This is a genomic window from Mycolicibacterium sichuanense (assembly GCF_033741125.1).
In the GTDB taxonomy this organism is placed as follows: domain Bacteria; phylum Actinomycetota; class Actinomycetes; order Mycobacteriales; family Mycobacteriaceae; genus Mycobacterium.
In genome coordinates this window covers 312,493-326,712 of sequence record NZ_JAWQPU010000005.1, presented here as the reverse complement: position 1 = coordinate 326,712, position 14,220 = coordinate 312,493, and the positions used below count along the sequence as shown (strand labels likewise).

13 protein-coding genes are annotated in these 14,220 nt (G+C 67.5%); 8 read left to right on the top strand and 5 right to left on the bottom strand.

What is annotated here, in order from left to right; translation table 11 throughout:
* Positions 1 to 96: 96 nt before the first annotated feature.
* The 8 genes from SBI80_RS17480 (at position 97) to SBI80_RS17445 (ending at position 8,127) form a co-directional block, all read left to right on the top strand.
* On the top strand, positions 97 to 1,119 hold the full coding sequence (locus SBI80_RS17480) for a LacI family DNA-binding transcriptional regulator (protein ID WP_318976065.1): 1,023 nt from the start codon (positions 97 to 99) through the stop codon (positions 1,117 to 1,119).
* 113 nt (positions 1,120 to 1,232) lie between these two features.
* Complete coding sequence (locus tag SBI80_RS17475; protein WP_318976245.1) at positions 1,233 to 2,057, top strand: PfkB family carbohydrate kinase; 825 nt, start codon at positions 1,233 to 1,235, stop codon at positions 2,055 to 2,057.
* 356 nt (positions 2,058 to 2,413) lie between these two features.
* The gene (locus tag SBI80_RS17470) at positions 2,414 to 4,357 is read left to right on the top strand and encodes a 2-oxoacid:acceptor oxidoreductase subunit alpha (RefSeq protein WP_318976064.1); all 1,944 of its coding nucleotides are present in this window, start codon (positions 2,414 to 2,416) and stop codon (positions 4,355 to 4,357) included.
* Positions 4,354 to 5,433, top strand: coding sequence for a 2-oxoacid:ferredoxin oxidoreductase subunit beta (locus SBI80_RS17465; protein ID WP_318976063.1), 1,080 nt, complete (start codon positions 4,354 to 4,356; stop codon positions 5,431 to 5,433). The genes SBI80_RS17470 and SBI80_RS17465 overlap by 4 nt, the downstream gene beginning before the upstream one ends.
* A gap of 88 nt (positions 5,434 to 5,521) precedes the next feature.
* Complete coding sequence (gene mobA / locus SBI80_RS17460; protein ID WP_318976062.1) at positions 5,522 to 6,085, top strand: molybdenum cofactor guanylyltransferase; 564 nt, start codon at positions 5,522 to 5,524, stop codon at positions 6,083 to 6,085.
* Positions 6,086 to 6,144: 59 nt separating this feature from the next.
* The gene (locus SBI80_RS17455) at positions 6,145 to 6,561 is read left to right on the top strand and encodes a hypothetical protein (protein ID WP_318976061.1); all 417 of its coding nucleotides are present in this window, start codon (positions 6,145 to 6,147) and stop codon (positions 6,559 to 6,561) included.
* Between the two features lie 487 nt (positions 6,562 to 7,048).
* The gene (locus SBI80_RS17450; protein WP_318976060.1) at positions 7,049 to 7,384 is read left to right on the top strand and encodes a transglycosylase family protein; all 336 of its coding nucleotides are present in this window, start codon (positions 7,049 to 7,051) and stop codon (positions 7,382 to 7,384) included.
* A gap of 224 nt (positions 7,385 to 7,608) precedes the next feature.
* Positions 7,609 to 8,127, top strand: coding sequence for a transglycosylase family protein (locus SBI80_RS17445; RefSeq protein ID WP_318976059.1), 519 nt, complete (start codon positions 7,609 to 7,611; stop codon positions 8,125 to 8,127).
* On the opposite strand, the gene SBI80_RS17440 is transcribed toward SBI80_RS17445, so the two are convergent.
* Genes SBI80_RS17440 through SBI80_RS17420 form a run of 5 tightly spaced genes read right to left on the bottom strand, consistent with a single transcriptional unit; the run spans position 8,111 to position 14,147 of the window.
* Positions 8,111 to 9,154 (bottom strand): threonine aldolase family protein, encoded by a 1,044-nt coding sequence (locus tag SBI80_RS17440; protein WP_318976058.1) that lies wholly within the window; start codon positions 9,152 to 9,154, stop codon positions 8,111 to 8,113. The genes SBI80_RS17445 and SBI80_RS17440 overlap by 17 nt on opposite strands.
* Position 9,155: 1 nt before the next feature.
* A complete protein-coding gene (locus SBI80_RS17435) occupies positions 9,156 to 11,033 on the bottom strand; it encodes an aldehyde ferredoxin oxidoreductase C-terminal domain-containing protein (protein WP_318976057.1) in 1,878 nt (625 codons plus the stop codon).
* On the bottom strand, positions 11,033 to 12,037 hold the full coding sequence (locus SBI80_RS17430) for an aldo/keto reductase (RefSeq protein WP_318976056.1): 1,005 nt from the start codon (positions 12,035 to 12,037) through the stop codon (positions 11,033 to 11,035). Before SBI80_RS17430 ends, SBI80_RS17435 begins: the two co-directional genes overlap by 1 nt.
* Positions 12,034 to 12,657: a cyclase family protein gene (locus SBI80_RS17425; protein ID WP_318976055.1), complete on the bottom strand. Its 624-nt coding sequence runs from the start codon at positions 12,655 to 12,657 to the stop codon at positions 12,034 to 12,036. The genes SBI80_RS17430 and SBI80_RS17425 overlap by 4 nt, the downstream gene beginning before the upstream one ends.
* A complete protein-coding gene (locus SBI80_RS17420) occupies positions 12,654 to 14,147 on the bottom strand; it encodes an APC family permease (protein WP_318976054.1) in 1,494 nt (497 codons plus the stop codon). Before SBI80_RS17420 ends, SBI80_RS17425 begins: the two co-directional genes overlap by 4 nt.
* Positions 14,148 to 14,220: the final 73 nt, after the last annotated feature.

Below are 14,220 nucleotides of genomic sequence, written 5' to 3'. Positions count from 1 at the left end.
AACCATCAAAAACCCATCAGTCGCTGAGTGATTGCTCCACACTTGGTTCCGCCGAGTAAGACTGCGGCGGAACGAAACGCGAAGGGAAGAAGGCGGATGGCCCATCGCTACAAGGTTCGCGAGATCGCCCAGCAGTCGGGGCTGAGTGAGGCCACCGTCGACCGCGTGCTCAACGAGCGACCCGGGGTCCGGGAGAACACCCGCGCCGAGGTGGCGCAGGCGATCGCGGACCTCGACAAGCAGCGTGCCCAACTGCGCCTCAACGGCCGCCGCTTCCTGCTCGACGTGGTGATGCAGACCCCGCGGCGGTTCTCCGACGCGTTTCGCGCGGCCGTGGAGGCGGAGCTGCCCGCCTTCGCGCCGGCGCTGCTGCGCGCCCGGTTCCACCTGTGGGAGTCGGGATCGCCGGCGCAGATGGCCGACGAGCTTGCCAAGATCCGGGGCAGCCACGGCGTCGTGCTCAAGGCGCAGGACGCACCGGAGGTCGCCGAGGCCGTCGACCGCCTCGTCTCCGCGGGCGTCCCCGTCGTGACCTACACGACCGACGTCCCGACCAGCGGGCGGTGCGCGTACGTCGGCATCGACAACCACGGGGCCGGGATGACGGCGGCGTACCTGATGAGGCAGTGGCTCGGGGGGCCGGGGCGAAGCGGGACACCGCCGGCCGGTGTGCTGATCACCTTGAGCGGCGCGGTGTTTCGCGGCGAGGGGGAGCGCGAGGTCGGCTTCCGGTCGGCGCTACGGGGATCGGGACACGAGGTCGTCGAGGTCAGCGACAGCGACGGCATCGACGAGACCAACGAGTTGCTGGTCCTCGAGGCGCTGCAGCGCCACCCCTCGGTGGAGGCGGTTTACTCGGTCGGTGGCGGCAACACCGCGACCGTGGCCGCCTTCGAGCGGCTGGGGCGGCCCTGCCGGGTATTCGTCGCCCACGATCTGGATGCCGACAACCGTCGACTGCTGCGTGACGGCAGGATCTCGGTGGTCCTGCACAACGACCTGCGGGCGGACGCCCGGCTGGCGATGCGGCAGATCCTGCACCGCCACGGGGCCCTGCCCGGCGAGCCCGCGCGCCCCACGCCAATCCAGGTGATCACCCCCTTCAACCTGCCCAACTGAGTTTGGGGTCGTCGATTCTCAGTGTCGCCAGATACCCTTTTCCCTCACGGCGACTCCGGCGCGCCGACTTAGATCAGGAGATTCGATCGGTGCGGCCACAGCTCATCAACGGTGTGACCGTCCTCGGCAACCTCGCAATAGACGTCATCGACGGTGCCGCGCCCAGCCCGGGCGGATGTGCGTCCTTCGCCGGCGTGGCGCTGGAGTATGCCGGCGGAACCGGCCAGATCGTCGCGATGGGCGCCCGTGAGGATCACCAACTCTTCGCCGCCGTGCTCGACCGGTTCGGTTCGCTGGTGCGCATCATCGACTCCGAGCGCACCGCAGGCTTTCAGCTCGACTACGTCGACGTCGACCATCGGGAGATGTCGGTCACCGCGCTGGGGCCCGTCTGGGGTGCCGCCGAGATCGAGGCCGCCAACCCCGAGACCACCTGGGTGCACCTGGCGCCGCTGCTACGGGCCGACTTCCCCGAGGAGACGCTGGCGCTGCTGGCCGAGCGCGGCCACCGGGTGGCCTACGACGGCCAGGGTCTGGTCCGAGCGGACCGGGTGGGTCCGCTGGCCGTGGACCGCCACTACCCGCAGGGTCTGCTCCGCGACATCAGCGTCCTGAAGCTCGCCGAGGACGAAGCCGTGATCGTGGCCGACGGCCGGTTCGGCGCCAAGACCGCCGAACGGCTGGGCGTGCCCGAGATCCTGGTGACCCTGGGTTCGGAGGGATGCGACATCTACACCGAGGGCGACGTCGTCCGCGTACCCGCCGCGTGGCGGGTCACGGGTGTGCAGGCGACGGGGGCGGGCGACATGTTCACCGCGTGCTACGTCGCCAACCGGGCCGCGGGTGCGGACCCGGTCGCCGCCGCCGAGCGGGCAAGCGAACTGGTGGCCCGCGAGTTGGAGAAGCGACTACCGGTCCCGTCCTCGGATCGGGTGTAGCCGCAGGTCGTACGGCCCGCGACTCGACAGGTGTCAAGTCCGGTCGGCTCGGTTCGCTGGTCGGCTACCGGTGAGTAGCCCCGTTCTTAGGAATTTCGACGCGGTCGACGTGACCAAGACCACAAACTGGTGCCATGGCGTCCGGCTCCGCGCCGTTGAACAGCCGCTTTCGGCATGCGTAACGTCCGCGACACGAGGCGGTCCGGTAAAGCCCACCCTAAGAGAAGTGCAATAATCGGTACTCCCAGTGACAGATAAGAACGGGGTGGTCGTCGACCCGGCGGCGCGGACGCTTCAGCGCCCTCATTGCGACACGGGAACGACGTCACTTCACCAAGTGTGAAAGGCAGGGGGTCGTGACTTTGAGCGGCAGCGAAGCCGGTACGAACTCGTCCCCTCGGCAGAAGCTCGAGAAGGTCGTCATCCGGTTCGCCGGCGACTCCGGCGACGGCATGCAGTTGACCGGAGACCGGTTCACCACCGAGGCGGCGCTGTTCGGCAACGACCTTGCCACCCAACCGAACTACCCCGCCGAGATCCGCGCACCACAGGGCACGCTGCCCGGTGTGTCGTCGTTCCAGATCCAGATCGCGGACTTCGACATCCTCACCGCCGGTGACCGCCCCGACGTGCTGGTCGCGATGAACCCGGCCGCGCTCAAGGCCAACGTCGGTGACCTCCCGCGCGGCGGCCTGGTCATCGCCAACTCCGACGAGTTCACCAAGCGCAACCTGGCCAAGGTCGGCTACGAGGCCAACCCGCTGGAGACCGACGAACTGTCGGACTACGTCGTGCAGGCCGTGCCGATGACGACGCTGACGCTGGGCGCCGTCGAATCCATCGGCGCATCGAAGAAGGACGGCTCGCGCGCGAAGAACATGTTCGCGCTCGGTCTGCTGTCGTGGATGTACAGCCGCGAACTCGAGCACAGCGAGACGTTCATTCGGGAGAAGTTCTCCCGCAAGCCCGAGATCGCCGAGGCCAACGTCCTCGCGCTCAAGGCGGGCTGGAACTACGGCGAGACCACCGAGGCCTTCGGGACCACCTACGAGGTGTCCCCGGCGAAGTTGAAGTCCGGCGAGTACCGCCAGGTCTCCGGCAACACCGCGCTGGCCTACGGCATCGTGGTGGCCGGCCAGCTGGCCAACACCCAGGTGATGCTTGGCAGCTACCCGATCACCCCCGCGTCGGACATCCTGCACGAACTGTCCAAGCACAAGAACTTCAACGTGCTGACCTTCCAAGCCGAGGACGAGATCGCCGGCATCGGCGCGGCGTTGGGTGCCTCGTACGGCGGCGCACTGGGTGTCACCAGCACCTCCGGTCCCGGCGTGGCGCTGAAGTCCGAGGCCATCGGCCTAGGCGTGATGGCAGAGCTGCCGCTGCTCGTCGTGGACGTCCAGCGTGGTGGCCCCTCGACGGGTCTGCCGACCAAGACCGAGCAGGCCGACCTGCTGCAGGCGCTCTACGGCCGCAACGGCGAGTCGCCGGTGCCGGTGCTGGCGCCCCAGTCGCCGTCGGACTGCTTCGAGATCGCCGTCGACGCGGCCCGGATCGCGCTGACCTACCGCACCCCGGTGATCCTGCTGTCCGACGGAGCCATCGCCAACGGGTCCGAGCCGTGGCGCATCCCGGACGTGACGACCTTCGCGGCCATCGACCACACCTTCGCCAAGGAAGGTGAGCCCTTCCAGCCCTACGCCCGCGACCCCGAGACGCTGGCCCGCCAGTTCGCGGTCCCCGGCACGCCTGGTCTGGAACACCGCATCGGCGGTCTCGAGTCGGCCAACGGCTCGGGCAACATCTCCTACGAGCCAAAGAACCATGACCTGATGGTGCGGCTGCGGCAAGCCAAGGTGGACGGCATCACCGTTCCGGATCTGGTCGTGGACGATCCCAGCGGCGAGGCCGACCTGCTGCTGATGGGCTGGGGCAGCTCCTACGGGCCGATCGGTGAGGCATGCCGGCGCGCCCGCCGCAAGGGCATCAAGGTGGCCCACGCGCAGCTGCGCCACCTCAACCCGCTACCCGCCAACCTTGGCGAGGTCCTGCGCAGCTACGGGTCCGTCGTCATGCCCGAGATGAACCTTGGCCAGCTGGCCCTGCTGTTGCGGGGCAAGTTCCTCGTCGACGTGCAATCGGTGACGAAGGTGGAGGGCATGGCGTTCCTCGCCGAGGAGGTCGAGAGCATCATCGACTCCGCCCTGGACGGGACGCTGCGCGACAAGGAAAGTGACAAGGCCAAGTTCGCCCGGTTGGCGGCGGCCACCGTGGAGACCGGCGTAGGAGCAGACGCATGACTGACTTGATCGGCACCGACTTGGGGCTGACGCCCGCGCTCACCAAGATCAGCGGCGTCCCGACCACCGACGAGCCGCAGAAGGCGAAGGACTTCGCCAGCGACCAGGAAGTGCGCTGGTGCCCCGGTTGCGGTGACTACGTCATCCTGAACACCATCCGCAGCTTCCTGCCCGAGCTTGGGCTGAAGCGCGAGAACATGGTGTTCGTCAGCGGCATCGGCTGCTCGAGCCGGTTCCCGTACTACCTCGAGACCTACGGTCTGCACTCCATCCACGGCCGCGCCCCGACCTTCGCCACCGGCCTCGCCCTGGCCCGTGACGACCTGTCGGTGTGGGTCGTCACCGGCGACGGTGACGCGCTGTCCATCGGCGGCAACCACCTCATCCATGCGTTGCGTCGCAACGTCAACATCACGATCCTGCTGTTCAACAACCGCATCTACGGCTTGACGAAGGGGCAGTACTCGCCGACGTCCGAAGTCGGCAAGGTCACCAAGACCTCGCCCATGGGCTCGCTGGACTACCCGTTCAACCCCGTGTCCCTGGCACTGGGCGCCGAGGCCACGTTCGTCGGTCGCGCGCTCGACTCGGACAAGAAGGGCCTGACCGAGGTGCTGCGGGCCGCCGCCTCGCATCGCGGCGCTGCCCTCGTCGAGATCATGCAGGACTGCCCGATCTTCAACGACGGCTCATTCGATGCCCTTCGCAAGGAGGGCTCCGAGGAACGGCTCATCAGCGTCTCGCACGGTCAGCCGATCACCTTCGGCGCCGACGGCGAGTACTGCGTGGTGAAGTCCGGCTTCGGCCTGGAGGTCGCCAAGACCGCCGACGTCGCGGTCGAGGAGATCGTGGTGCACGACGCGACCATCGACGACCCGGCCTACGCCTTCGCCCTATCGCGGCTGTCCGAACAGAACCTCGAGCACACCGTGATGGGCATCTTCCGTCAGGTGAACCGCCCGACCTACGACGAGATGGCCCGCAATCAGGTCAGCTCTGCCATGGAAACCAAGCCCCACGACGCCGCCGCTCTGCAATCCTTGCTTCGTGGCAAGGACACGTGGAACGTCCAGTGACGTCGAGGCCGTAACCAGTTCGGTAGCGGTGAGCACGCGAGCTCCGCTCGCGGGTGCTGAATTGCGAGCTCCGCTCGCGGGTGCTGAATTGCGAGCTCCGCTCGCGGGTGTCGTGCTGGCTGGCGGTGCGTCCCGACGGATGGGCCGCGACAAGGCGACGATGGAGTTCTCCGGGCGCACCTTGGTCGAACGAGCGGTTGCCACGCTGGCCGCTCGTTGCGCCCCCGTCTTCGTGGTGGCCGCCCCGGGACAGCCATTGCCCGCCCTGGATGCCGAGGTGCTGCGCGATGACGTCCGCGGTGTCGGTCCGTTGCTCGCGACGGCCAGAGGCCTGCGTGCGGCGGCCGAGGCCGGGCAAGAACGGGCCTTCGTCTCCGCCGTCGACATGCCCTACCTGACCGTGGAGCTGATCGACGAGCTCGTCGGGCCGTCGGTCCGCCTTGGCGCCGACGTCGTGCTTCCGTGGGACGGCCGCGACCACTACCTGGCAGGGGTGTACCGCACCGACCTCGCTCCCCGGGTCGAAGCGCTGGTCGCCGCCGGCGAGCGCAGCATGCGGGCCCTGATCGACGTCGTCGACGCCCAGCGGGTCGTGATGGCACCCGAGCAGCGTGCGCTGACCAACGTCAACGCCCCCTCCGATTTGAGCTGAATCGTCAGCAAATTGCGAATTGGGACGCTTCGGGCCTCCAATTCGCACCTTCGGCGCGAATGCCGATCGTCCCCAACGGGCGGGGCGCTGCGGTGTTGCGTGAATTCGGCCGATGGCATTCGGCTCGAATCTCGAATCAGTCTGCTGCGCAACTGATCTCGCTGCAGGGGCCCATCACGGTCGACGATTTCGAGCCCGGCTCGATTCCCGAATGGTCGGCTCGATTCGACTGCCCGATGATGGCTTACGGTCCGCACGCCATGGTGCTGGACCCATGGATCGCTGCGATGAAGCGAAAGACGTTGGCGCACAGCGCTCGAGGTCGGCCATCGAAGATCACTGGCGATGATCGTCGTCCTTGGCAGATCGGCGAACATGCTGTGGGGCAACGGTCTTCGTCCGATCTCATGGAGTGCCGTCGGTCGGCGGGCAGCGAACCAATCGGGCGCGGAAACGCACGGGAGGACCAATCGTGATGTCGGAGAGACCATCTCGGTAACGCATGGGACGGATGAGGTTCCTCGATGGTGTGTCACGTCACAATACGTGCGTGAGATGGCTCACGAAATGTGTAGCGAGAAGGAATTTCTCGATGCTTCCCGAATATGGGGATGACCTGCACGAACGGCGAGTGAACGCGTCGTTACCGTTCCGTTATCCGGAGTCGACACGCACTTCAGCGCATATGACTTTCCTGGGCAGGCTTTGTACGTTGCATGTGTCTTCCCAACCGAAGCAATAATTTCAAAACCACGAACCTGCGTGTGAGTGGGGCAGCCGCCGGCCCAGGAACCTTCCGGCGTCGCGGCAGCCGCTGGGCGTGATGCTCGGCGCGGCATGTCTGGCCGCCCACTGTCGAGCCCGACCGAGACGGCTCGACCCAACCCCTTCTGCCTGTTTGCAGGCATCTACGCCCGCCTCGTCGCGGGTGTCCTTGGCGCGCGCTTGGCGAAAGGATCGAAGTTGAAGAAAATCCGCAAGGCGTTTGGTCTGGCTACCATCGCCGGGGCGCTTGCCGTGGCCCCGATGGCGTCGATGCTGATGGGTGCCGGTACCGCGAATGCGGACGACGGTGTGAACTGGGATGCCGTGGCAGCCTGCGAGTCGGGCGGCAATTGGAGCACGGCGACGGGCAACGGTTACTACGGTGGCCTGCAGTTCACGATGAGCACGTGGCGCGCCAATGGTGGTACTGGAAGCCCGCACCAGGCCAGCCGCGATGAGCAGATCCGCGTGGCGAACAACGTGTTGAAGAGCCAGGGCATCGGCGCGTGGCCGGTGTGCGGCCGTCGCGGGTAGATCAGCCACGACGGACGAGAGCGGCGCTGGGCGACACGCCCGGCGCTGCTTTCTCTTTCTACCCTCCTACCTCAGCTTTCTCTGGTTTCCATCACGTCTCGATAAAGAACTTTCGTCGCTCGTGTAACGCACGAGATCGGCGCCCCGAATAACCGTGTGACCGCGTCAATAACGCTCCACCTGCTGCGGTCCTCGTGTCGAACGGTCGGGGAAGGACCGCACTCATGAAGATCAACGGCATCGGCAGGACCGTCGTCACCAGCCTGAAGCTGGTGTTGCTCGCGGGCGCGTTCGCCATCGTCGCCATGGCCATGTCCACCGGGATTTCGACGGGAACCGCCCACGCGGACTCGATGAACTGGGATGCCGTCGCGCAGTGCGAGTCGGGGGGCAACTGGGCCGCCAACACCGGAAACGGCACCTACGGCGGACTTCAGTTCAAGCAGGCGACCTGGACGGCCAACGGCGGTGTCGGCTCACCCGCGACCGCCTCGCGTGCCGAGCAGATCCGCGTCGCCGAGAACGTCTTGGCCAGTCAGGGTCCGGGCGCGTGGCCCAAGTGCGGCGCCCAGGGTGGCAGCCCGGCCATCTGGAACGTCTCGACGATCAGCCCCGCCCAGCCTGCCGCGCCTGCGACCGGCTGCCAGGCCATGCCGACCTCCGGACTGCTCGGCTTCATCAACCCGCGTCAGATGTGCACCGCGCTGCTCAACCCGTTCGGCGTGCTCACCGCCCAGCGGTGAGGCCGGCCGACAGCTCGTGCAGCGCCGCCGCGAACCCGCGCACGGTGGCATCGGTCGTCTCGTGGGAGCACATCCACCGCACCTCGCCGGTGACGGAGTTCCAGGTCTGAAACTCCGCGATCCGGCGCACGGCGTCTTCGATCGCCGGTGGCAGGATGGCGAAGACCGCATTGGCCTGGGTCGGCTGAGTGATCCTCAAGCCGGGGACGTCCTCGACGAGCGTGCGCAATAGCGCTGCCTGCGCGTTCGCCTGACGGGCACCCCGCAGCCACAGGTCCCCCTCGAGCAGGGCGATGAACTGCGCTGAGATGAAACGCATCTTCGACGCGAGCTGCATCGTGTACTTGCGGATGTATCCGATGCCCACCGACCGGGCCGGGTCCAGGATCACGACGAGCTCGCCGAACAGCAGCCCATTCTTGGTGCCGCCAAGGGAGATGACGTCGACTCCGACGTCGGTGGTCAGTGCTCGAAGTGGAACGTCAAGGGCAGCAGCAGCATTCGCCAGACGCGCACCGTCGAGGTGCACCGACATTCCGTATCCGTGGGCAAGTTCCGAGATCACGCCGATCTCGTCGGGCGTGTAGAGCGTGCCGAGCTCGGTGCTCTGGGTGATCGACACCACCGAGGGTTGGGCGTGGTGGACGTTGCCGAAGTCGCGCGCCAGGTCGCGCACGTGCTGGGGGGTCAGCTTCCCGTCCGGTGTCGGCGCCGGCAGCATCTTGAGTCCGGCCACCCGTTCGGGGGCGCCGCCCTCGTCGGTGTTGACGTGCGCGGTGCTGGCGCAGATCACCCCGCCCCAGGACGGTTGCATGGACTGCAGCGCAACGACATTCGCGCCAGTACCGTTGAAGACCGGGAACGCCTCGGCACGCGAGCCGAATCGGGACTTGATGATCTCCTGCAGTCGCTCGGTGTAGCGATCGCGGCCGTAGCTCATCTCCTCGCCGGCGTTCGCCTCGATCAAGGCGTCGAGTACTTCGGGATGGGCACCCGACCAGTTGTCGGAGGCGAGTAGGTAGCGCATGTCAGTGTTGATCGGTCGCAGCTTTCGCTAGTGGGGAGGTGGTGTCTGCCCAGAGCAGACCAAGGGAGGCCAGCGTGATCGGCAGGGGCCGGCCGAGATCGTCCCAGCCGGCCAGGGCGTAGTACTCCCGAACGGACTTGGTGAACGTGGCTCGATCCAGGACCGCCCCCGCAAGTCGACCGGCATCGATGGGATCGTCGAAGAAGCGGTCTGGCAGCCGGTCGGCAGCCGCGTCGATGCCTTCGCGCAGGTTGTACAGCCGCATCAGGTTCCAGCGGCGTCGACCCCACAGGAAGAGCTCGTGATCGCTCGTCAGCCAACCCGTTACGGCATGGATGAGTTCGGCGACGTGGCGCTGGGTCAACTCCCTCATCGGGGGACCGGCGAACAGGCAGAGCCCGAGCGCGTCCAAACCGCTCCACAGGTCCAGCAGGGTGGCGGTGCGCGCGACGCGGGCCGAGTCGAGTCTCTCCATGGGTTCCCACTCGTCGGTGCCCAGGGTCCGCATCTGCGTCAGTGCGCCGGAAGGGCCGTCCACCGGGTCGAAGTCGAGGTCGTGCTCCACGATCTCGTACCGGGGCCCCAACGGGCTGATCGCATAGGCCAGTGCCTGCCCGGCCGAGGCTCGGGGATCGTAGCGGCCGAACTCCAATCCCTTGACGTGCATGGCCGCATCGGATTCGCCAACGGACTCGGCCATGCGGCGCACGCCTTCGCCGAGTTGCTCGCAACCGTCGGTCCGGCGAGCGATCCCCTCGACGACGGTAGCCAGGCCGGCACCGTCATCGCGGCCCCGTTCGCGAACGTGGGCCCACACCGCGGCCAGCGAGACGGGGTCGAGGCCCAGCGCGTGGCAGCGGGCGTGCAGGTCCAACGCGGCTGTCAGGTCGGTGATCTCGCACCCGAGGGCGAGCGCGGCCAGTCCCTCCTCGTCGAGACCTCCGAGTCGTCCGTCCACCGCGTTGGCGTAGCGCTTGATGCACTCGTTCGGGCAACCAGGACAATTGCCTGCGGAACCCGTCACCCTCGACGCCAGTTCTTCGGGTGTCTGCGCGGGAAACGTTGGCAGGACGCTGGTGTCGAAGTTTCGCACCGCGGCGTATCCCGTGAGGCCGGCTTCGAGGAACCAGCCGCCGAATCCGCCGGGGGATAGCTGCGAAGCGGTCAGCGAATTGTCCGTCATCCGTCGCCGGTACCCCTCGGTGACTGCCTCCAGCTCGTCCGGGTCGTAGACCGGGGGCAGGTCACCGGGGACGACGACCACGGCCTTGAGGTTCTTCGACCCCATGACGGCGCCGAGGCCCATCCGGTTCGCGGGATGGATCCACTCGGTGAGGATGCTCGCGTAGCGCACCAGTTGCTCACCCGCCGGACCGATCAGCGCGACCGCCGCCTCGTCACCGTGGCGCTGCTTGAGGGTTTCGGTGGCGACCTGGGTCTCGAATCCCCAGAGGTCGCGCGCCGGGTGCAGCTGGGCGCCGTCGGGGTCGACCAGCAGGTAGCTCGGCTCGGCCGCGCGTCCGCACAACACCAGCCCGTCGCACGCGGATGCCTTGAGCGCCATGCCAAACGGCCCGGTGACGCGCGCTTCGCCGACCCCGCCGGTGAGCGGTGACTTGGCGACGATGGTGAACTTGGACAACCCGACGGCGTGGTGGCCACCGATCACGCTGGACAGGAACATCAGCGGCGCAGCGGGATCGAAGGCGTCCAGCCCCGGTGGTGTCGTGGTCAGCAGATGCCGTACCCCGAGGAGGCCGCCGCCCACGTATCGTCGCCAATCCCGTTCGGGGAGAGCCTCGGTGGAGATCGAACCGGTGGTGAGGTCGACGTGCCGGAGACGACCGGTGTAACCGTGCGGCTGGGAGGTGAGCGCCATCATGCGGTGGTGGGCACGCCGCATTCGAGGGCGAGATCGGCCCAGAGGTCGTCCGGGATCGACAGGTCGGCCAGTGTGGCGTTCTCGACGAGCTCGGCGGGTGTGCGGGCTCCGGTGAGCACCACCGCGACCGTCGGATGCCGATGCGGAAACTGCAGTGCCGCGGCCTTGAGTGGCACGCCGTGTCGTGCGCACACCGCCGCCATCTCGTTGGCCCGCGCCGTGATCAGTGCGTCGCTGGGCACGTAGTCGAAGGTGGCGCCGGGTGCGTTCGGGTCGGCGAGCACTCCGCTGTTGAACACCCCGGCGGCGATGATCGCCACGTCGCGGGCCTCGGCGAGCGGAAGCAACTCGACCGCGGCGCTCTGGTCCAGCAGCGTCCATCGGCCCGCGATCAGGACGCAGTCCAGGTCGACGGCACGCAGGATCTCCACCGCGGGTTCGCAATGATCTATGCCGAGCCCGATGGCGCCGACGACGCCCTCGTCGCGGAGCTTGGTCAGCGCACGGTAGGCACCGTCGATGGCGGGTTCGACGTGATCGTCGGCATCGTGGACGTGGACCAAGTCGACCCGGTCGAGGCCTAGCCGGGTGAGGCTCTCCTCGAGTGCGCGCAGGGCCCCGTCGTAGGAGAAGTCGAAGACCGGCACCTCGCGCCCGGTGCCCCGGTAGAACGGCCGACCGTCGAACTCCTGGGTGGTGTCCAGCTCCGCCGATCCGATGGCGGACGGCTCCCGAAGCAGGCGGCCGACCTTGGTGGCGACGGTGAACTCGGCGCGTGGCCGTTTCTCGAGCGCCCGACCGAGACGGCGTTCGGCGTTGCCGTAACCGTAGAGCGGGGCGGTGTCGAAGAAGCGGATCCCGCAGTCCCACGCGGCGTCGACGGTCGAGGTGGCATCGTCCTCGGCCACCGGCGTGAACAGCCCGCCCAACGGTGCGGTCCCGAGGCCGAGTCGGGTGACCTCGAGGTCACGGATCGTGGTGCGGCCCGAACCGGGCGTCATGCCGCCGACTCCGACACGGCGGCGATGACCCTCGCGGGGCTGCCGTCGGCGCCGACGATGCGCAGGGGGCTGACGATCAGGTCGAAGCGATCGGGCAGCGCGGCGGTATTGGAAAGGTTCTCCACGATGATCACGCCGTGCCCGAGCAGGATCTGATGGACGTCGTCGCAGCCGGGGGCGTCCACCGAGGGGCTGTCGATGCCGACCAGTCGCACACCCTGGCTGACCAGATGCAGAGCCGCGTCGGCATTCAGATACGTTGAGCCCGTCAGGTATTCAGGGCTTTCGGCCCTGTCGCTCCAGCCGGTGTGCACGACGACCCGATCACTGGTCACCGCCCCGAGGTGCTTCGGCGTGACGACCTTGGTGTCGACGGCGATCCGTTGGCCCGGTCCGACCAGTACGTCGATGGGGATCTCGTCGACGCCGATCTCACCGGCGACGAAGTGCGACGGCGCGTCCACGTGCGTTCCGCAGTGCGAGTCGATGGTGATCGCCGTGCCCGCCCAGCCGTCGGATGCGATGTTCGAGTAGGGCTTCAGCACGGGTGGGAAGTGGTCGGGTTGATTGGTCGGCATGTCCGGTGAGATCGGCATGCTCAGGTCGACGTATGCCGTCATGCTCGGTCGATCTGCGAGTCGATCTCGGAAACCTGCAATACCTCTGGCGTCGCCCGGCGGACGTAGAGCACCCAGCAGGCGCCGAGTAGCAACCAGATGACGACCGCGATCTGCACGCTGCGGCCGAACGTCCAGCCGGCGTCCCACAGCGACCCGAGGTAGGACCGGTAGATCACGAAGCAGACCACGGCGATGCCGATCACCGGGACGATGCCGTGCATCAGCACGTGGAACCGGCCGCGCTGAAAGCGCAAGTGGTAGACGATGTTCGCGATGTTGACACCGAGGTAGGTGAGTAGGGCCAGCGACGATGCCATGGTGGCCGACCAGTTGTACTGGCTGGCCGTGCCCAGGCCGGCGCCGAGTGCCAGGGTGACCACGACGGTCACCACCAGGCCCAGGGTCATCGCGTTGCCGGGCACCCGTGCGCCGGGCTTGAGGTGGCCCAGCCAGGCGGGGACCGTGCCCTGGCGGCCCATGGCGTACAGGGCCCGGCTGCTTGCGACGTTCTGCGCCAGGAAGATCGCGGTGATCGACGTGAACGCGATCACCGAGATCACCAGCTGGCCGATGCCGCCCCAGAACTCGTCCGCCATCGCCGACACCGGAGTGCCGCCGCTGGCGGCGACGTCCACGACCTGTTGCACGGGGAACGCGGCGACGAACCCGAGTGCGGTGATAACCCAGTAGGCCCCGACCGCGAGCACGGCGACGACGGTGGCGATGGGGATGAACTTGCGCGGCGTGTGCGTCTCCTCGGCCAGCGTGGAGACGGCGTCGAAGCCGACGTTGGCCTGAATGCCGAACACCAGCGCGGCGAAGATCGCTACGGTGCCTCCGGTCGCGGCCGACGGCGTGAAGGAGCTGGCGACGTCGGCGGTGGTGAACGACCCGTTGCCGGTCTGCACGATGAAGATCGTCAGCATCAACGCGAAGACCACCACCGACTCCAGGATCATGAAGATGACGGTGCCCTTGAGGCTGAGATCGATGCCGCGGAAGTTGATGGCGGCCACGATCACCGTCATGAGCACGACGCCGATCGCCCAGGTGAGGTACCCGGTGGGCACACCGGCCTGACTGAGGATGTCGTTGAAGAACAGCGCTCCGATGCCGGGCAGCACGATCTGGGCCAGCAGGTAGAAGCCGTTGAGGATCCAACCCGCGAACACTCCGGTCTTGGGTCCGATGGCGCAGCGAACCCAGGTGTAGGCGCTACCTGCGCTGGGCAGCGAACGCGACAGCGCGGCATAGGACAGGGCGGTGGGCAGGGTCACGACGATGGCGATGAGGAAGATCAGCGGCACGACGGGTCCCGCCGTCGCCTCGATCGGGGTGAAGTTGAAGTAGAGGCCGCTCGCGGGCGACATGATGATGGCGCCGAGCAGGGCGGCGCCGACCCAAGACATGGAGTTCTTGCGCAGTCCCTCCGCCGCGGTGCCGTCGGGGAGGTCGTGGCGTCCTTGGGTGGTACTGGGTTCAGCGCTCATCTGCCTCGTGTCCTTCGTGTGCTGGTCCGTGGGTTAGCAGGGACCCTACGAGCGCTGCGCCGGCCCCGCTGTC